The 17,683-nt window shown below is 42.8% G+C and carries 18 protein-coding genes, 1 pseudogene and 1 riboswitch; of the genes and pseudogenes, 8 read left to right on the top strand and 11 right to left on the bottom strand.

Going from position 1 to position 17,683, the window contains the following annotated elements:
- Nucleotides 1–49: 49 nt before the first annotated feature.
- Together J9317_RS07145 and J9317_RS07140 are read right to left on the bottom strand one after the other, a co-directional pair.
- On the bottom strand, nucleotides 50–1,576 hold the full coding sequence (locus tag J9317_RS07145) for an aldehyde dehydrogenase family protein (RefSeq protein WP_211557403.1): 1,527 nt from the start codon (nucleotides 1,574–1,576) through the stop codon (nucleotides 50–52).
- Nucleotides 1,569–2,636 (bottom strand): SDR family oxidoreductase, encoded by a 1,068-nt coding sequence (locus J9317_RS07140; protein ID WP_211557402.1) that lies wholly within the window; start codon nucleotides 2,634–2,636, stop codon nucleotides 1,569–1,571. The genes J9317_RS07145 and J9317_RS07140 overlap by 8 nt, the downstream gene beginning before the upstream one ends.
- A 150-nt stretch (nucleotides 2,637–2,786) precedes the next feature.
- On the opposite strand from J9317_RS07140, the gene ku reads away from it, so the two are divergent.
- Nucleotides 2,787–3,653, top strand: coding sequence for a non-homologous end joining protein Ku (gene ku / locus J9317_RS07135; RefSeq protein WP_211557400.1), 867 nt, complete (start codon nucleotides 2,787–2,789; stop codon nucleotides 3,651–3,653).
- On the opposite strand, the gene J9317_RS07130 is transcribed toward ku, so the two are convergent.
- Nucleotides 3,650–4,171, bottom strand: coding sequence for a D-glycero-alpha-D-manno-heptose-1,7-bisphosphate 7-phosphatase (locus tag J9317_RS07130; protein WP_211557397.1), 522 nt, complete (start codon nucleotides 4,169–4,171; stop codon nucleotides 3,650–3,652). The two genes, ku and J9317_RS07130, sit on opposite strands and share 4 nt — an antisense overlap.
- Before the next feature lie 97 nt (nucleotides 4,172–4,268).
- Here J9317_RS07130 and ligD point away from each other — a divergent pair.
- A pseudogene (ligD, locus tag J9317_RS07125) lies at nucleotides 4,269–5,959 on the top strand (DNA ligase D); the annotation flags it as partial.
- 3 nt (nucleotides 5,960–5,962) lie between these two features.
- Nucleotides 5,963–6,091: a hypothetical protein gene (locus tag J9317_RS21020; protein WP_284143259.1), complete on the top strand. Its 129-nt coding sequence runs from the start codon at nucleotides 5,963–5,965 to the stop codon at nucleotides 6,089–6,091.
- On the opposite strand, the gene J9317_RS07120 is transcribed toward J9317_RS21020, so the two are convergent.
- Complete coding sequence (locus tag J9317_RS07120; RefSeq protein WP_211557396.1) at nucleotides 6,088–7,779, bottom strand: sensor domain-containing protein; 1,692 nt, start codon at nucleotides 7,777–7,779, stop codon at nucleotides 6,088–6,090. The two genes, J9317_RS21020 and J9317_RS07120, sit on opposite strands and share 4 nt — an antisense overlap.
- A 166-nt stretch (nucleotides 7,780–7,945) precedes the next feature.
- On the opposite strand from J9317_RS07120, the gene J9317_RS07115 reads away from it, so the two are divergent.
- Complete coding sequence (locus J9317_RS07115; RefSeq protein ID WP_211557392.1) at nucleotides 7,946–8,788, top strand: hypothetical protein; 843 nt, start codon at nucleotides 7,946–7,948, stop codon at nucleotides 8,786–8,788.
- Nucleotides 8,789–9,111: 323 nt separating this feature from the next.
- Here the strand turns inward: J9317_RS07115 and J9317_RS07110 are convergent, their stop codons facing one another.
- Together J9317_RS07110 and J9317_RS07105 are read right to left on the bottom strand one after the other, a co-directional pair.
- Nucleotides 9,112–9,573 carry a MarR family winged helix-turn-helix transcriptional regulator gene (locus J9317_RS07110; RefSeq protein ID WP_211557391.1) on the bottom strand — a complete coding sequence of 154 codons (462 nt, stop codon included), beginning with the start codon at nucleotides 9,571–9,573 and terminating at the stop codon, nucleotides 9,112–9,114.
- A gap of 365 nt (nucleotides 9,574–9,938) precedes the next feature.
- Nucleotides 9,939–10,121: a Fur-regulated basic protein FbpA gene (locus tag J9317_RS07105; RefSeq protein ID WP_211557389.1), complete on the bottom strand. Its 183-nt coding sequence runs from the start codon at nucleotides 10,119–10,121 to the stop codon at nucleotides 9,939–9,941.
- Between the two features lie 178 nt (nucleotides 10,122–10,299).
- Here J9317_RS07105 and J9317_RS07100 point away from each other — a divergent pair, with 178 nt between their 5' ends.
- Nucleotides 10,300–10,569, top strand: coding sequence for a hypothetical protein (locus J9317_RS07100; RefSeq protein ID WP_211557387.1), 270 nt, complete (start codon nucleotides 10,300–10,302; stop codon nucleotides 10,567–10,569).
- On the opposite strand, the gene J9317_RS21115 is transcribed toward J9317_RS07100, so the two are convergent.
- A complete protein-coding gene (locus tag J9317_RS21115; RefSeq protein ID WP_231889955.1) occupies nucleotides 10,513–10,680 on the bottom strand; it encodes a hypothetical protein in 168 nt (55 codons plus the stop codon). The two genes, J9317_RS07100 and J9317_RS21115, sit on opposite strands and share 57 nt — an antisense overlap.
- 196 nt (nucleotides 10,681–10,876) lie before the next feature.
- On the opposite strand from J9317_RS21115, the gene J9317_RS07095 reads away from it, so the two are divergent.
- On the top strand, nucleotides 10,877–11,209 hold the full coding sequence (locus J9317_RS07095; protein ID WP_211557385.1) for a MerR family transcriptional regulator: 333 nt from the start codon (nucleotides 10,877–10,879) through the stop codon (nucleotides 11,207–11,209).
- A 586-nt stretch (nucleotides 11,210–11,795) separates the two neighbouring features.
- Here the strand turns inward: J9317_RS07095 and J9317_RS07090 are convergent.
- A complete protein-coding gene (locus tag J9317_RS07090) occupies nucleotides 11,796–13,496 on the bottom strand; it encodes a methyl-accepting chemotaxis protein (RefSeq protein WP_211557384.1) in 1,701 nt (566 codons plus the stop codon).
- Nucleotides 13,497–13,709: 213 nt separating this feature from the next.
- Here J9317_RS07090 and J9317_RS07085 point away from each other — a divergent pair, with 213 nt between their 5' ends.
- Entirely contained in the window at nucleotides 13,710–13,910 is a 201-nt protein-coding gene (locus J9317_RS07085) for an aspartyl-phosphate phosphatase Spo0E family protein (protein WP_249292039.1), read from the top strand.
- Nucleotides 13,911–13,940: 30 nt separating this feature from the next.
- On the opposite strand, the gene mgtE is transcribed toward J9317_RS07085, so the two are convergent.
- A complete protein-coding gene (gene mgtE / locus J9317_RS07080) occupies nucleotides 13,941–15,299 on the bottom strand; it encodes a magnesium transporter (RefSeq protein ID WP_211557382.1) in 1,359 nt (452 codons plus the stop codon).
- Nucleotides 15,300–15,511: 212 nt separating this feature from the next.
- Nucleotides 15,512–15,676: riboswitch (M-box (ykoK) riboswitch) on the bottom strand.
- Between the two features lie 146 nt (nucleotides 15,677–15,822).
- Between mgtE and J9317_RS07075 the strand changes: the two genes are divergently transcribed.
- Nucleotides 15,823–16,461, top strand: coding sequence for an MOSC domain-containing protein (locus tag J9317_RS07075; protein ID WP_211557380.1), 639 nt, complete (start codon nucleotides 15,823–15,825; stop codon nucleotides 16,459–16,461).
- 33 nt (nucleotides 16,462–16,494) lie between these two features.
- On the opposite strand, the gene J9317_RS07070 is transcribed toward J9317_RS07075, so the two are convergent.
- On the bottom strand, nucleotides 16,495–16,653 hold the full coding sequence (locus tag J9317_RS07070; RefSeq protein ID WP_211557378.1) for a transcriptional regulator SplA domain-containing protein: 159 nt from the start codon (nucleotides 16,651–16,653) through the stop codon (nucleotides 16,495–16,497).
- Nucleotides 16,654–16,736: 83 nt separating this feature from the next.
- Nucleotides 16,737–17,465 carry a Bax inhibitor-1/YccA family protein gene (locus tag J9317_RS07065; RefSeq protein ID WP_211557377.1) on the bottom strand — a complete coding sequence of 243 codons (729 nt, stop codon included), beginning with the start codon at nucleotides 17,463–17,465 and terminating at the stop codon, nucleotides 16,737–16,739.
- Nucleotides 17,466–17,683 lie beyond the last annotated feature (218 nt).

The raw sequence follows: 17,683 nt of genomic DNA, 5'->3' as shown, positions 1-17,683 counted from the left end.
GGGTTTCTATATTATTCTCAACAGGGCTTTTTAAATAGCCCCTTCCTGATTATTTGGATTGCTTCATAATGTCCCGATATGCTTTCGCTGCAGCTTTCCAGTTTTTATCGGAACCGAACACAGTTTGAAAAAGAGCTTTAAACGGTTTGTATTTTCCACGGTAAGGATACCATTGAATTTCGCTGCTTCTCTTCCCTGTGTCCGTCATAACGGATTTCTCGTGGCAGAAGATTCGCAGGCCGCCTTCTCCGTGGTACCGGCCAATTCCGCTTTGCTTTGCCCCGCCGAATGGGAGATTGGGATTCATGACGGTTAGCATAACATCATTTACAACCGCATTTCCCGTAACAAGTTTCGATACTATCCGTTCCGCCCTCTCAATATCTGACGACCAAACGCTCGCATTCAAGCCATAAATCGTGCCATTTGCAAGCTCTATGGCTTCTTCTTCCGTATCAAAAGGCATAATCGGCATGACCGGGCCGAATGTTTCCTCCTGCATAATATCCATATCCTGATCGACGTCAATCAGAACCATAGGTTTTATAAACATGCTGTCCTCATCCCATTCCGCCGGGATGCTGCCCGCTGCAAGTTTAGCTCCATTGTTCACTGCATCAGCGACCTGCTTCTTGACAACGTCAACCTGATGCGGGAAAGTCATGGATCCAATATCATCATTTAAAGAGGATCCCTGCTTCAAATTCATGGTCAGCTCCTGTACTTTCCTCACAAATGTCTGATAAACTGCACGCTGCACGTAAACTCTCTCCGTACTCATGCATACTTGGCCGCTATTTGTAAATGCTCCCCACACTGCCGCTTTTGCTGCCCTGTCAAGATTAGCGTCATCAAATACAATCAGGGGATCTTTTCCGCCGAGTTCAAGCGTTGTCGGTATAAGATCCTTTGCTGCCTGCTCCTGAATTATTTTTCCGGTTTTAACAGACCCGGTAAAAAAGATATAATCCGGTTTTTCCTTCACAAGCGCTTCTCCTAGTTCCTTGCCGCCTTGCGCTACCTGCACAATACCTTCCGGGAAGCCAGCTTCTTTAAACAGCAGTTCGATCAGTTTACCTGTCAGCGGAGTTACTTCTGATGGCTTTAAAATGACCGAGTTCCCCCCCGCGAGCGCGCTCAATACCGGTACCATCGCCAGCTGAAGCGGATAATTCCAAGGAGAAATGATCAGAACCGTACCTCTTGCCATATACTCAATATAGCTTTTTTTGCCCCAAAAAAGGACGGGAGTAGTCTGGTTTTGCCTCCCCAATACGGTTTCGGCTGTTTTCTCCAGGTGCTGGATTGAGTCAATAACCGGCATAATATCAGTAGCCAGCGCCTCCGCTTTCGGTTTCCCCGTATCTGCATGAATAATTGTCGTGATTTGATCCAGTTTTAAAGCCATAAGTAAGCGAAGCGTTTTATAGTAAACAAGCCTTTCTTTCAATGATTTATTCTGCCACTCTTTTTGGGCGTGCTCTGCCTGCTGGAAAATCCGTCCAGCTTCACTCAGCTGAACTTCCTCAATTTCTTTAATCTCAGAACCTGTTGCAGGATTAATCGCTTTAAGCATGAATTTTCTCCTCCTTGGCAAATTGTTTTTCTTTATAGTAATGAACTAGTTTATGTCCGTATTCCCTTATATTCGGACAAGCAATCCCTGACCCTTCCAAATGGTGCAGTAAATTGGTGCAGTCATAGCGCACATCATATTGAAAATAATCGAGGGCTTCTTTGCGAGTGCCGAGCCAATTGCATACAGCCTTTGAAGACAGGCCTAATTTTGCAGCACCGGGAGGAATGCTCCCCCTGGTTTTCCTATTCAGCAGCTCTTTTAAAAAGAGATCATACAGTTCCCCAATTGTTCCGGGATTTGGATCTGTTACATGAAACGTATGGCCTGCAGCCTCTTTCCTTAAAGATAAATAGAGGACAGCGTTCACCAGAAAGTCGACAGGCACCGTATTAAACAACACATTCCCCTTTCCTATTCTTGGTGTAGCAGGAAGGAACTTAAGCTTACTGAACATATTGAGCATATAATAGGGGCCATCAAACTTACTCGTTTCACCTGTTTTCGAATTCCCGGTGACAATACCCGGTCTGATAATAACAGCCGGCAGTTTATTCATTCGTGTCCTGACGAGTTTTTCGGCCATATACTTCGTAGATTCATAATGGTTTTTGAAGCTATGCCCATCCTCTAAGTCCCCTTCAAAAACTTCTCCTGTCCTCTTGCCGGACACATAAGCGGTACTGAAGTATGTAAAGCATTCCAAGTTGAGTGTAAGCGCCCATTCTATAACATTCTCTGTCCCTGTTACATTTACCTTTTTTGCAAATTCCTCATCTACGCCCAGGTCATATATAGCTGCCAGATGAAAAACATGAGTTACTTCCTGCTCAAGACCCTTTAAAATGGCTGGGTTTATATTCAATCCCTCTTTTGTTATATCTCCGGTTACAGCCTCTGCCTTACCTGCTGCAAGGAGATTTAGTTCTTTGTCTGCGCGCTCCGCAAATTCCGGCAGCACCAGCACATAATAATAATCGAAAAGATTTTGCTGAACGGCTTCTTTAATTAATTCCCTGGATATGAAGCCCGGGAAACCTGTAATGAAACATTTTTTCATGTTGTTCCCACCTCTTCCTGATTTTGCATATTTTTTTATTCATCATACCATGTAAACGTATACAAACTAGAACTATAAAATGAAACCTCAATCAGAAGGATTCACTTAGATGATGTATTCAGGAATAAATGAACGAGGAGGATAAAATGTATGCACACGATGTGGAAGGGTTCCATTCGGTTTGGCTTAGTTAACATTCCAGTGAAGCTTTATGCAGCAACGGAGGATAAGGACATAAAATTAAGAAGTCTTCATAAAGAATGCCATACACCAATCAAATATGAAAAAAAATGCCCGAATTGCGACCGTGAACTTGAAGCAGATGACATCGTCAAAGGATATGAATATGTGAAAGGAAAATTTGTCATTTTATCAGAAGAAGATTTAAAAGATTTGAAGGAGGAGCATGCAGACAAGGCTGTTGAGATTGTAGATTTTGTAAAGCTCGAAGATATTGACCCTATCTACTTTAACCGGAGCTATTTCTTAGGACCAGGAGATAATGGTTCGAAGGCTTATGCTTTATTAAGGGAGGCACTAAAGCAATCAGGAAGAATCGGGATCGCTGAAATGACAATTCGCTCCAAACAGCAAATGGCTGTCGTCAGGGTTTATAAAAATTGTCTTGTGATGGAAACTATCCATTATCCGGATGAAGTACGTTCTGCAGATGAGGTGCCATCTGTTCCTGAGCAAACCGATATACAGAAAAAAGAACTCGACACCGCGATGATGCTGATTGATCAGCTCACTGCTGAGTTTGATCCGGAACAATACAAGGATGATTACAGGGAGGCTCTGCTCCGCTTAATCCAAACCAAAATCGAACAAAACGAGGGCACCGCCGTTCCTGAAGATGCCCCTAGGGAAAATGTAGTCGATCTGATGAGCCAGCTGCAGGCAAGCATCGAAAAATCTAAAACGGCTTCCAAAAAACCGAAGGAACCTGCAGCAGAAACCAAAAAAGAACCTGCCTCAGCAGGGAAAAAGAAGCGGACTGCCAGGAAAAAGGCTTAATCTTTTAAAATAATCCATTGCGCCGCCTCCCAAAGGTTCGGGAATTGAGTATCCCCGAGGCCTGCCTGATCGCCGATAAATAGAACACAGGTACCAGCTCTTTTTCCGGCTAAGACATCCGGCTCCCGATCGCCGACCATGTAGGAGCGGGAAAGGTCAATTCCATAGCGCTCTGCGAGGGAAAGGATCATTCCCGGCTCTGGTTTACGGCAAAGACAGCCGCTATTGGGAACATGCATGCAGCAAGCTGTATCCTGGATGACTCCTCCTTTTTCTCCAATCTGGCGGATCATCTCTTTGTGCACCAGATTCAGCTGCTCTTCTGTCATGTGCCCAAGACCAATCCCGCCCTGATTGGTCACAACAAATACGAGGTAGCCGTGATCATTGAGCAGTTTCACTGCCTCACCTGCACGGTCTAAGAGATAAAACTGATCTGGCCGGTTCACAAATTTAACTCTGTGAGTCAGCACTTCATTTATGACCCCGTCCCGATCAAGGAATACAGCTTTTTTCATCGGATTGGCTCCTTTCTTATGTCCTTTAGTAACGGAATTGCAACTCTGCCTTATTACTCCTACATTCTCTTTCTTAGAGGTGATTTGATTGAAACCGATGCTCCCTGTCCTCGCGTCCGAACTTCCGGCCGGACCGGATTGGCTTTACGAAGTGAAGTATGATGGCTTTCGAGCCATTTTATACATAGAGAGGGATTTTATCTCTCTCATAAGCCGGAACGGAAAGGATCTGAGGATTCTTTTCCCGGAAATTATTGAGTTTGTCCAGCAGATCATGCCTTCTATTCAGCCGTTCCTCCCGATGACTTTTGACGGAGAACTCGTTTCACTCCGTTCGTCTCTCAGAGCTGATTTTCAGGATATTCAAATGAGAGGACGTTTGAAATCAGCTGATCGAATTCAGCAAGCCTCTGCTGGTAAACCTTGTAAACTGCTTGTTTTTGATTTGCTGCTCCACAACGGAAAGCCTCTTATGTACGATACCTATTCACAAAGGAAAGGACAGCTCGAAGCATTTTTCAAAGAACTGCGGTTACCCCTCCATCCATCCGAGGAAGCAACCGAACTTATCCAGATGGTCCCTTCCTATAAGGAACCCCGTCCGCTATGGGAACGTATTGAACTGCATGGAGCAGAAGGAATTGTAGCCAAGCACAGAAAAGGGAAATGGACAGCTGGAAAAAGAACGGAAACATGGAAAAAGGTAAAAAACTATAAATGGTCAACATTATTTATTACTGGCTACGATGAAAAAAACGGATATTTTGAAACAGGGCTGTTCAAGGATGGACAGGTGTTCTCACCTGGCTCATTTTCGCATGGAATAACTGGAGAGGAAAGAGAGGCTCTTATCCAAACGATTAAACAGAACGCTGTTTCCTATAGCAGCCAAACATATAAGGTTGCCCCGGGAATTTGTGTAAACGTTAAATTCCTCTCTTTTTACAAGGAGCAGCTTAGAGAACCATCCTTTGCATCATTCAATTTCAAGGGAGACCCGGAGCAATGTACGTGGGAACAATTTCAGTTCGATGCAGCACCCATTCATCATGAGGTTCAGCTCACACACCCGGACAAGCCAATTTGGAATGAACCTGGAATTAATAAGCTTCAATATGTTTTGTACCTATTGAATATTGCCCCTTACATGCTTCCACTTTTGAGAAATCGGACACTCACGCTAATCCGTTATCCCCATGGTTCTGGCGGAGAACAATTTTATCAGAAGAACAAACCCGATTACGCTCCCGATTTTATTCAATCTGTCGAAGCCGATGGAATTGACTATATGCGGTGTGAGTTTCTATCCGACTTAATTTGGCTTGGCAACCAGCTTGCCCTGGAATTTCATTTGCCGTTTCAGAGAATTTCTGATACCAATCCTATGGAAATTGTTTTTGACCTTGATCCGCCTTCCAGGGCCGAATTTGAGCTGGCTATTTTTGCTGCAAAGCAGCTAGAAAAGCTATTTAAGAAATTTAATCTCGTTTCCTTCCCAAAACTCTCCGGAGGAAAAGGCATTCAAATTCATATCCCTCTATCCGGAAAAAATTTGAGTTACAGCGATACAAGAGTGTTTACAGAATTTTTCGCGGATTTCTTAATAAAGCAGTTCCCGGAAAAATTCACGACTGAACGCCTGAAAAAGAACCGGGGGGCAAGCTGTACGTGGATTACCTTCAGCACGCAGAGGGGAAAACCATCATCGCCCCATATTCTCCAAGAGGTCCTGAAGGGGCGTGCATAGCCGCTCCGCTCTTATGGAGGGAAGTAACAGAAGGTCTTTCGCCAATGAATTACACCATTTCAACCATTTTTGACCATCTAAAAAAAAGAGGCTGTCCGTTTGAGCACTATTTGCATAGCCCTCAAGACGAAACAGTCTCTAAAATCATCGCTTTTATTAATAAAAACAGTTAGGAAATATATTGTTTGCTCAGCATTTCAGTAATTTGGTCGTGAGGCAGCGGTCTGCTGAACAGAAACCCCTGCATATGGTGGCAGCCATGGGCTTCTAAAAAGGCAGCCTGCATTTCTGACTCGACCCCTTCCGCAATCATTTGTAATCCCAAATTTTCAGCCAAACCGATAATCGCCTTAATTACGATTTCATCCTGCTTGCTGCTCAGCATATTATGGACAAAGCTGCGGTCAATTTTAATTTTGTCCAGAGGAAGCTGTGTTAAGTAGCTTAGCGAACTATAGCCGGTGCCAAAATCATCAATACTCAAATGGATTTTAATGTTTTTCAGATCACGGATGGTCCGTATAAAGGTCTCACTATTATGCATAGAAAGGCTTTCTGTAAACTCAAGCTCAAAATGGTCCGGAATAATGCTGTTATCACGAAGGACATTGGTAACCATCGGCACCAAATCAGGCTGATAGAATTGTTTGACGGATAAATTCATACTCAGCCGTAAGCCTGGAGACTTGGTTTCCTGCCAATGCCGCAGCTGACGGCAGGCCTCCTGCATGCTCCATTTCCCAATTTCAATGATCAGACCTGTTTCTTCCGCAATCGGGATGAACTCTGCCGGCGAAATGATTCCGAGTGTTGGATGATTCCACCTTAGAAGAACCTCCATTCCCGTAATCTGGTTCGTTCTTGTATCAAACTGAGGCTGATAATATAGAAGGAACTCATTCCGTTTTAGAGCATGCATGAGCTCTTTCTGCAAAAAATAGCGCCTTTCAATTTCCTGGCTCTTCTCTTCACTATATCTGCCGAGTGCTGATTCTTTGCTGATTTTTAAAGCAAGGTCACTTTTTTTCAAAAGCATATCCGGGTTTGTGCCGTGATCAGGATAAATGGCCACACCAAAGCTAACCTGGACACGGTATTCCTGTTCATCAACGATATACCGCTTCTTAAAACCCTTTGCCATCTCACCAGCGACTGTATAAAAGAAGTCCGTATCTTGAAGACGATCTGCAATCACCACAAATTCATCATTGAAAAACCGGCCAACAAAAAATTGCTTCGGCACAAGCTTCCGCAGCTCCCGGCCAATTTCACGAATAATGGTATCGCCTGTTTTCTTGCCAAACATTTCATTGATGTATTTAAACCGGTCAATATTGACCTTAATGATTGCGGTGCGCTCAATTTTCTCCGAAGTGATATATTCCAGCTTCTCCATTACCATCCGGTCATTCGGAAGCATCGTCAATTCATCGTAATAGGAAGAATGGGCAATCTTCTCTTCCGCCCGTTTCATATCGGTAACATCACGGAAGTTAAGGAAGAAGCCTTCAAGGGTTCCGTCCAATAGAATAGGGACAGATGTTATTTTACAGACTCTTTCCCCCTGCAGAATGATTTCCCTTGTACAGGGAAGATTGACTTCATCCGGGCGGGAAAGGATCATTTCTTCCTTCTCCCATTCGCTCTCAGTCAGAATGGAGGAGTAATGGCTGCCTGAAAATCCATCTTGCGGCCGTTTAAACAATTCCGATGCAGAATCATTGGCAAATAAAATCCTGCCGGTGCAATCGATTCGCAAAATTGCATCCGGATGATATTTATATAGAGATTCCAAGGAATGATCCCGTTCCTGAACAGGATTGCCGGCTTCTGCTTCGAACTCAGGAGACTTTGGATTCACAAGGCTCTCCCTCCTTTCTAAAAAACAGATTATATTCTCTTTATCGTCAAAATCCTGCAGGTATGAAGGGTAAAAAGTCTTATTCTTCCTTAAAGGGAGTATTTTGTTTAAAATAGCATTTATTGCTCACACTAATAGTAACGTCTTTTATCGGGAGACTTGCGATATGCCTAATATGTTCTGGTATCTTCTCCTTTTGGTCTTTTCAATTGGATTATTTGCCGTTTGCTTGATCAAAGACAAAAGAAGTTTTCTTCCCCTATGGCTCTTTAATTCTGGTCTTGCCTATTTATTTGAACTCATCGTTTATGTTGTATATAACTGTTATCTTTACAAACCAAATGTTTTCCATGATTCTTTTATCGACAGCACATTTGGGTCAATCTTCAGCCAGGGACTTTCCGTACCAATAGCAGCCGCTTTTGGTTCCATATATAAAATCAAGGCCCGATATGTGATTGTGTTCGCTCTTTCTTTTTCATTGGTGGAGGTCCTATTTCTCAAATTGGATGTTTATGAGCTTAATTGGTGGAGGACATCCTATACATTTTTATTTATTCCAGTCTTATTTTATATCTCTAAAGCATGGTACAGTCTCTTAAAAAAAGAGGATCGGATCGTCATCATCTTCACCAAATACATATGTATGATCACAATTTCCATCACAGTCACTTGGCTTCTGTACGCCTTGCAGCCAACTGTTATTTTTCAGACAGGTCTTTTTGCCGAAAGCAGCAGGGATCATACCTTCGCAAACGCAATTTATAGTATTGGCATATCGGTACTGTATACGGCCGCTGCCTTCTCCCGCAAATTCATTTGGAAGATCCTGTACTTTTTTATTATTTTACTGGCTGACAGTATACTCTTCACCCTACATCTTCTGATTATCCACAACTCTATTGAAGCAATATCCCTTGCGGCCATCCATTTGTTTTTCATAAGCTGCAGCAGCTTGCTGAAAAGAGTTTTTTTCCCGAATTTCAATGAGGAATTGCTAAGAAAGTAGTTTTTATATCTGTTTTCATGAACTCTGCTGTAAGAAAAGGGTGGGAATATGGCTGATTTCTGTTCAGCATGCTCGGCTTAGTCTTAGAGTGTGGCCAGCTCCTCGAGCAGCAGCGCCTCCGGGGGTATTGCATGTCCCGCTGCTGCGGCAGGATTCCTTCGTTCCAATAATCCTAACCCATTGTTATTCAATACACACAGTTAAAAATCATAAATGAGCCAAAAATAAAAACCTCAAGAACACTCTTACAGCGAGTGTTCTTGACGTTTCAACTTGGACATACCCTTTCATCAGGGCTTTTTAGACAGCCCCTTAAAAATCTCTTACCTGAAAAGCAGGTGCTGGCTGTGCAGTCCCGCTTTTTTCAGGAGCTGATTCAGCTGCTCCTGCTCCTCACTTGATAATCCCGAAAAAGCCCGAGTAATTCTTAAAGCATGAATCGGGTAGATCTCATCAAGGTAGGCCTCTCCTTTGTCCGTCAGCTTCGCGTAAATAGAACGTTTATCGCGCGGATCCTGCTGTCTGACAATGTACTCATTCTTCTCAAGTTTATCAATTACATACGTAACATTTCCGCTCACAAGAAGCAGTCTCGACCCAATCTGCTGAAGCTTCTGCGGGCCTTTCGTATACAGTAATTCCAGAACTGCAAACTCCGTTGGATTAAACCCATGTTCCTTGCTATCTCTAATCGAATGCTCCGAAATACTCTTAAACGCTTTAGCAAAAACCCTGAAAAGGGCCAATGCACGATCAGTCTCTTCTTGAGTGTAGGAAAATCTCATAGATTCATCGCCCTCTTAAATATTCTCAAAATTCTCAAATTTTATCTTTATTTTACTATGAAGAAAGCAATAATTAAAGAACGATTTTTCAAAAAATTCTTTTAAGACTATATGCTCGGTTTGTATAGGGAATTTGCAGGGATTAAAAATACGTTCGCTGAAACACTGCAATTGAAGAGAAAATCCTCTCGCATAATGGAGTAAGAATGGAGGGATTGATTAATTATCATTGAGGACCTAATTAAGAAGCTAATGATTTTCAGGACTCAGATTGAGCAAATGGTTTTGAAACGGTGCAGCATTACCTACCAACCTATTTGTTTCCGAAGAACAAAAAAGGAACCTGCCTGTTCAGGGCAAATTCCTTATGGTGTCGCAGGCTTTCGCTTGATTGCCGGAATGCTGTGATAAAAGTACACATATTCGTTTTTCAGCTCCGAAATAGTCATCTTCTGAAGTACATCGTTGTTGTAAACCCCTATTGCAAGCAGCTTTTGGGAGTAATAATTCCTTTGTTCCTCAAGAGCGAATTTTAATAGGTTGCTCATCACACTTTCCCCTCTCCATCTTTTTCTTTTATCTTACTCCTACATTACCCAATGATTGTAAGCAGACGGTTAATCCATTGTAAAAATTGCATCACTGGATATTAAGATTGTTTAAAAGTATGGGATTTATGAAAGCCGTCAACAATGGTCCTATCCTATTCAGAAGGAAGGATCAACTATGCAGACACAGCTAATTGCTTTTGATCAGCTGAAAAAATTCTATTTTATTATTGAAAATGAACCTGACGAGACACAGCTTATGATGCTATCTGCTGAATCAGCAGGGCTTTCATTATATGTTCATCATGAGACGGAATTTCAGGAAGTGACCATCTTATTTAATCCATCCCTCTTGAAGGAATGGTTGGCGGCATTCCAGGAAATTGTCCGGTTAAGGTGTTTGTCTTCTAATCTTCTTAATTTGACCATTCTGGACGAAGCGCAATAATTCGTAAGTGTCCTTTCCAGCTGTTCTCAATAATTCCTCAAGCAGCTGATCCCTTTTCAAATCCAGTTCAATCAGTTTATGGGCAAGCTTAAGCGCTTTGCCAGGTTCCATTATTCTTCCTCCTTTTAATTGCTGGTATCCTTATATTATCGTGGGTTTAAGTTCCATACCTCCTTTTTGATATGAAATCTGACATATAATTCGCTTCAGCTGCAGTGAATGTTATATAATCTCACATAATCAGAGAAATTCTTTCCAATGTTGAGTATAGTGTAGGAAAGAGTTGTTTCCTCAAGGAGTGAGTCCATTGCAAGAAGAGCGGTCTTACAAAGATAAAAAAGTCATCTCAATCGGGACAGTAAGCGAGCTTACAGGCCTATCTGTAAGACAGATACGGTATTATGAAGAACGCCAGCTGATTGCTCCTGAGCGAAGCTCAAAAGGAACAAGAAAATACTCCTTCTCCGACGTAGAAAGGCTTATGAATATAGCCGACCTGCGTGAAGAGGGCGTCCAAACAACGGAAATATTAAAGGATATAAGGAAAAAAGAAGAAAAACTCAAAAACCCCTCCCAGCTCCGCAAAAAAATGCTCCAAGGCCAACTAAACGCCCATTTTCAATATAAACATGATGGGTAACCCGAAAAGCGGAAGCGGATTCCAGTAAGGATGTTCTGCTAAGGGCGCGGCGTCCTGCCGCAACGCAGAACTGACCCGCCTCGTGCGGGCCTCTGAGAGCTGGTGGAACTGGAACTGACAAAGTCGCCCTTTGACTTTGACAGAGCCAGTGAAGCAGCCGAAGGACTAGCCGCTGGAGCTAGACACCATGAAAAGCGGAAGCGGATTCCAGCAAGGATGTTCTGCTAAGGGCGCGGCGTCCTGCCGCAACGCAGAACTGACCCGCCTCGTGCGGGCCTCTGAGAGATGGTGGAGCTGGAACTGACAAAGTCGCTCTTTGACTTTGACAGGGCCAGCGAAGCAGCCGAAGGACTAGCCGCTGGAGCTAGACACCACGAAAAGCGGAAGCGGATTCCAGTAAGGATGTTCTGCTAAGGGCGCGGCGTCCTGCCGCAACGCAGAACTGACCCGCCTCGTGCGGGCCTCTGAAAGCTGATGAAGCTTCTGACCGAGGGGCGCTTCTAGTAAGGATGTTCTGCTAAGAGCGCGGCGTTTTGTGTTCATGAACAGTAAGAAGGGCTGTTCCTCATGGGAACAGCCCTCTTTCTCAGCTCTTAAATTGATTTACTGACAAAGCCAGTTTTTCTGATAGTCCTGTCAAATGAATGGAATTTTCTCTGACCATTTCCATTGTTCCATTTGCCTGCTCTGCTGCAGCGGCAGTTTGTTCTACTCCTGCGGCGGCTTCTTGCGAGACACTGGCTATGTTCGAAATGGCATCATCCATGTTTTTACCTCTATCAAGCAAATCATCAAGTCGGTCGGAGATAAGGGTTATACCGGACGATACTTCCTCAACCTTGGAACGGATGGTTTCAAAGGTACGACCTGTCTTTTCAATCGCATCCTTGCCTTTAAGTGCCTGTTCATAACCAGCTTCTAAGTCTCCTGCCACAGCACCTGTTTCCGATCTGACACTGCTTACAATCACATCTATATCCCCAACTGAAAAGGATACTTGTTCAGCGAGCTTTCTTACTTCGTCTGCTACAACAGCAAATCCTCTGCCATGTTCACCTGCACGCGCAGCTTCAATCGCAGCATTTAACGCAAGTAAATTTGTTTGATCCGCAACAGATTGGATTACTTCCATTAATTTTGAAATTTTCTTGGATTGCTCATCAAGCCCCGCTACTTTCGTTACAGAACCCTTCATAATATCATGTATTCGATTCATTTCATCGATTGATCGTTCCATTAACCGGCTGCCTTCACTTGTTTCCGACATCACTTCTTCTGCAGATTTAGAAGAAAGTTCTCCCGATGCAGCCGCTTCATTAATTTTTTCCAGGAAGTGCCCCATATTTTCCGCCATATCAGCTGCAGTACTTGCCTGGCTCTCAGCTCCAAGTGTCAGCTCTTGCATGGTTGATGCGATTTGTTCGTTTCCTTCCTTCACCTGGATGGATGAAATTTGAAGTTTTTCACTCTGATCTGCAATATCACCAGCCGCTGATTTGATTTCCCCGACAAGATTCAGCAGGGTCATATTCATGGCATTTGCTGAGTCGATCAATGTTCCAAGTTCATTTTTGCTATTGGATGAGAGGGTTTCCTTTTTTAGGATTCCCGAAGCAATCTCATTCATTTTTTTCGTTAGCTGAGATATAGGCTTCGCAATCATACGAGATGTTCTAAAGGCAATTAATAGTCCCCCTGCAGCCATAAGCAGAGAGAAAACGAGGATCAGCGCAGCCGTTATTTCTCCGCTGCGGATAATTTGAACCCCTGAATTCATAATTTGCTTTTCACGTTCCTCTGCGATTGACTGATAGTCTTTTATGAGCTGTTTGGAAATCTCCTGCGGTTCTTTGGATAAATTCTGAACGGCCTGAATTCGATAACCGCCTTCATAAGGTGTGATGACTTCTTTTTCAATCATTCCTTGCCAATTTTCTGTTTTCTTAATAAGCTCTCTTATCTTTGGTGAATCACTTATTGCAAGCAAATCCTTTTGAATGGCAGCTCCATCTTTCTTCAGGTTTTCATATTCATCTTTATAGGAAGTATTGTCATACAGGAAATAGGCGCGGATGGCCGATGCCTGCTGCGCAAGATTATATGAAAGCTTTTCGTCAAGAATGAGTGCTGCTGTTTCTGTTTTTACAATTCGCTCTGTATCTAATTTTGTTTTATAAATGCTGGCAAAGTTCAATACGGCCAGCAATACGCTTAAACCAATAAGAATTCCAAAGCCTTTTACTAAAATGAAACGAACACTTCTTACTTTCTTCTGTATTTTTTTCATAATTGCCCCCCGTTACAATATGCCTCCTCCCATATTACTATTAGAAAGTTCAAAAAGGAATAATTTTTGTGTATTTTCTGCAAATTTTCGAAAGGTTTGTCAAAATTTGTACTTTTTTGTCTAACTTTTTTCCCGTTTATCTATTACGCTTTCTATTACTCTTTCGATATAATGAATAGAAGAACTCTAAATTACTAAAGAGGGGTGAGTGCCTTGAATATATATGAATCGGTTGTGGAAAAATATCGTCAGAGAATGGTAGAAGTAGCCGGTAAACATGGGTATACTGCAGAGGAAACGGTGAAAGTAAGCCAGCACTTAGACAAGCTGCTCAATATGAGCACACATCCGGCCAGACAGGGCATGATCCGGTCTCATGATGAAATAAAATATTCTCCTAATAAAAATAGCTGATTCAGCTTTCTGCTGAATCAGCTATTTCTTTTACTGCAAGTGCTGTATAAAGGATGTCGCAATTCCAAAATAAATAAGCAGCGACAAAATGTCATTCAAAGTAGTAATAAGCGGTCCGGAGGCAATAGCAGGATCAACGTTCAGCTTGTGAAGCAAGATCGGAATCATCGTACCAGCCATTGTACCTATTATGAGAGTAAAGAATAGAGATGATCCAACTACCAGACCAAGAAGAGGATTTCCCTGCCATACCACAGCAATTCCAGTGATCAGTATCCCGCACACAACCCCAATCATTAATCCTACCCTGAGCTCCCTGAAAATAAGCCGGACAATCATTTTGGAATCAAGATCATTTTGTCCCAGTCCGCGGACTACTACAGCCAATGACTGGGTTCCCGTGTTCCCGGTCATTCCTGCAATCATCGGCATAAAAAAGGCCAGTGCGACTACCTCGTTCAGTGTTCCTTCAAAAAAACTGATGATACTTCCTGAGACAAGTCCGATAAATAAGAGTAAAATCAGCCAAGGCAGCCTTCGGTAAGCAGCTATAAGCGCCTTTGTTTCAAAATCGATGGATTTACCGGAAGCAGCAAATTTTTCATAATCTTCATTTGCTTCTTGAATCACGATATCAATTACGTCATCGACTGTTACGATTCCAACTAATACGTTGTTTTCCTCAACCACAGGCAAAGCAAGGAAGTCATAGCGTTCAATTAACCGTGCCACCTCTTCCTGATCGGCATCTGCTTTAATGGAAATTACCCTTGTGTACATAATGTCTTCTATACGCTCTTCACGTTCGCCTAGTATCAAATCCCTGTACGAGATAACCCCGACCAGCTGCTTTTCCTCGTTGATAACATACAAGTAGTTGATTGTTTCAGCAATTTCTGCGAAGGCTTTGAGTTTAACCACAGCATCCCAAACCGTAAAGTGGTGCGGAATCCATACAAACCGGTTCGTCATGATCCGTCCCGCAGTTTCAGAAGGATAGTTCATCAAGGCTTGAACCGCTTCTGACTCTTCCTGTTCCATGCTTGAAAGAAGCTGATTCTTCAGCTCAGGATCAAGCTCCTCCAAAAGCTGTGCCAAGTCATCGTTATCCATTTTATTCATTACCTGGACGCCCTTCATTTTCCCTATCTTATTGAAAAGGGCTAACTGATATGGACGCTCAAGCTCTTGCATAAGTGCTGTAATATTGTCAACATTCATGAAAGACAGGAAACGGGCGTAATGTTTTTCAGGCATTTCTTTGAATATACTCGCCATATCATATGGCTGCAGTTCTTCTATTAAGTCACGAAAATCTTTCCGTTTCCCGTCCCGAAGCAGGAGAATAATCCGAAGAAGAATCTCGTCGTACGTCATGTTTTTTACCATGGATGGTCCTCCTCATTAATCCGCGGAGGCCATCACTGGAAGCGCCGGCTGGTTTCCATCCGCGGAGTGTATACTATGACTTTCTGAATCTTTTACCTGCGTCTCTCCCGATCGGGGAATCTCCATGCCAGCACCTCCCAATTTTTCTATCATCATGCTATTATAGGAATTAAAAAAACACACCAAGAATGAAGGCGTGCGAAAACAAGCATTCCATTCTTCCATCGTAGAGCTTTAGCACTGTGCAGCATAGGACGATGTCCAGCTGCGTTAAAAATCACCTTAAGTCGATGATTCCTGTTGACCCATTGGCGTCTTTGGACATTTTTGGGCAGCAGCTTATCTCCACACAGGAGCCTCACCTAACGAAGAACTTATTCAGTTCACACATTGAGATTACAGAAATTCCTGAAACCTGTCAATCAAATTCGAAAACAATTGATTCCTTGCCAGTATATGCTCCATAAACGATTTGCGGCCTGCTTGGAATCGCCTATTTTTTCTCTAACGAAAGGAAGCATAAATGATGAAAATTGAATATTTGAGCAAAGGAATGCCAAAGCAGATGAAAGACCATAAGGGGAAGCATTTTCAATCAGGAATAAATAAAGAAACGGTTAATGAGCTTGAGGTTTCAGCAGGAACCGTAGCAGGGGATGATGTAGCGAATCATGATTATCACGGAGGTCCGGATCGTGTTCTTTGCGTATATCCATTTGAGCATTATCAAAGATGGCAATCAGAATTTGGAAAACCGCTAAAGCAATCGGCTTTCGGTGAAAATTTAACTGTAACCGGAATGCAGGAGAACGAAATCTGCATAGGTGATCAAATTCAGATTGGATCAGTTCTGGCCGAGGTTTCTCAAGGTCGTTATCCTTGTGCAACGATAAATCGGCACACTGGTATTGATCAGCTGTTAGCGAAGATCATTAACACTGGATATACTGGGTATTTCTTTAGGATTCTTAAACCCGGAACGATTCGAAAGACAGATAAAATCGAGCTCGTGAATCGAGTGACGTCTATCACGGTGGCGGATATCCACCACACTTTCTTCCACAACCGTAAAGATACGGATGCAATCCAGAGTATTTTGCAAATCCAAACTCTGGCTGACGACTGGAAAAAGAAATTCGAAAATTTATTAGAGCGGACTTAAGAGGTAAAACAGCAGCCCGAATGAGCTGCTGTTTTACTCTTCTTCACTTGATAACTTTTCCAAATCCTCCGAAGACAGCAGGTGATAAGACTCCTTCAAAAACAAGGCTACACCATCTTTGTTTTTGGGATGCTGTACAAATTGTGCGTGATCAATGTTCAAATATTGTTTTTCATCCTCTTTATGATCCATATACTCTTCCCCCCTTTCCGTTTACCTTAGTATTCCATTCCTCATCAAAAAAACCCCTCTTATATAAGAGAGGTTTCCAATCATTAATTTCTGGAGCTGATTTTAGAAAGCAGCCGGAGGATTTCAAGATAAAGCCAGACTAGCGTAACAAGGAGAGCAAAGCCTGCGTACCATTCCATATGCTTAGGCAAGCCCCTCGCTGCCCCATGCTCGATGAAGTCAAAATCAAGGACAAGGTTAAGGGCGGCAATCACTATAATTACGAGCGAGATCACAATCCCGATGGTGCTGGATTCGTGAAGAAATGGAACGCTGACTCCAAAAAGGCCCAGCACAAATGAAATCAAATAGACCATAAATACGCCCATTGTCGCTGCCGCTACTCCAAGACGGAAATTGTTGGTTACTTTTATCAATCCGCTTCGGTAGACAAGCAGCAAGCCAAGAAAAATCCCCATGGTAATCAATACGGCCTGCATGACAATTCCTTCATACAAGCTTGAATAATACGCTGAAATACCTCCGACAAACATTCCCTCCAGCACGGCATAGATCGGCGCCGTTATTGGCGATGCTTTTGGTGTAAAGCTTGTGATAAGCGCAAAAATCAGTCCGCCGATTGCACCGATCAGCATCATCGGCGTCACGTTATCCCCCTGCGCTGCAAAATACCAGGTTGTTCCAGCAGAAACAACAAGAATAAACAGGAGCAAAAATGACTTATGGACAGCGCCCATGAGAGTCATTCGGCGCCCGCCAGCATATCCCATTCCTTTTTCAAATGATTTTAATGTCGGATTCGCTGTTCTCATATCGGATCACTCCTTTATTAGTCTTAATACATACGTTTTTAAATGATTAAAGTTTCAGTCCACATATAATATGTATCACTTATTCATTATATTAGTCCTAGCCTGATGCCTTACATACTGCTTACCCTTTAAAAAAATGAACAAATCCAAATTTTTCAGATGATTGTTCTTCTTTTTTCATTCATTCACCATATAAATCTAGATAAACAAGCTTAACG

The organism is Metabacillus flavus, from assembly GCF_018283675.1.
GTDB classification, from domain to species: domain Bacteria; phylum Bacillota; class Bacilli; order Bacillales; family Bacillaceae; genus Metabacillus_B; species Metabacillus_B flavus.
Note: the sequence above shows the minus strand (reverse complement) of the source record. Positions and strands in the feature narration are given on the sequence as shown.

Coding starts and splice junctions, on each gene's coding strand:
- J9317_RS07145 (WP_211557403.1), bottom strand. CDS start 1,576: ATGCTTAAAGCGATTAATCCTGCAACAGGTTCTGAGATTAAAGAAATT.
- J9317_RS07140 (WP_211557402.1), bottom strand. CDS start 2,636: ATGAAAAAATGTTTCATTACAGGTTTCCCGGGCTTCATATCCAGGGAA.
- ku (WP_211557400.1), top strand. CDS start 2,787: ATGCACACGATGTGGAAGGGTTCCATTCGGTTTGGCTTAGTTAACATT.
- J9317_RS07130 (WP_211557397.1), bottom strand. CDS start 4,171: ATGAAAAAAGCTGTATTCCTTGATCGGGACGGGGTCATAAATGAAGTG.
- J9317_RS21020 (WP_284143259.1), top strand. CDS start 5,963: ATGAATTACACCATTTCAACCATTTTTGACCATCTAAAAAAAAGAGGC.
- J9317_RS07115 (WP_211557392.1), top strand. CDS start 7,946: ATGCCTAATATGTTCTGGTATCTTCTCCTTTTGGTCTTTTCAATTGGA.
- J9317_RS07110 (WP_211557391.1), bottom strand. CDS start 9,573: ATGAGATTTTCCTACACTCAAGAAGAGACTGATCGTGCATTGGCCCTT.
- J9317_RS07105 (WP_211557389.1), bottom strand. CDS start 10,121: ATGAGCAACCTATTAAAATTCGCTCTTGAGGAACAAAGGAATTATTAC.
- J9317_RS07100 (WP_211557387.1), top strand. CDS start 10,300: ATGCAGACACAGCTAATTGCTTTTGATCAGCTGAAAAAATTCTATTTT.
- J9317_RS21115 (WP_231889955.1), bottom strand. CDS start 10,680: ATGGAACCTGGCAAAGCGCTTAAGCTTGCCCATAAACTGATTGAACTG.
- J9317_RS07090 (WP_211557384.1), bottom strand. CDS start 13,496: ATGAAAAAAATACAGAAGAAAGTAAGAAGTGTTCGTTTCATTTTAGTA.
- mgtE (WP_211557382.1), bottom strand. CDS start 15,299: ATGGTAAAAAACATGACGTACGACGAGATTCTTCTTCGGATTATTCTC.
- J9317_RS07075 (WP_211557380.1), top strand. CDS start 15,823: ATGATGAAAATTGAATATTTGAGCAAAGGAATGCCAAAGCAGATGAAA.
- J9317_RS07070 (WP_211557378.1), bottom strand. CDS start 16,653: ATGGATCATAAAGAGGATGAAAAACAATATTTGAACATTGATCACGCA.
- J9317_RS07065 (WP_211557377.1), bottom strand. CDS start 17,465: ATGAGAACAGCGAATCCGACATTAAAATCATTTGAAAAAGGAATGGGA.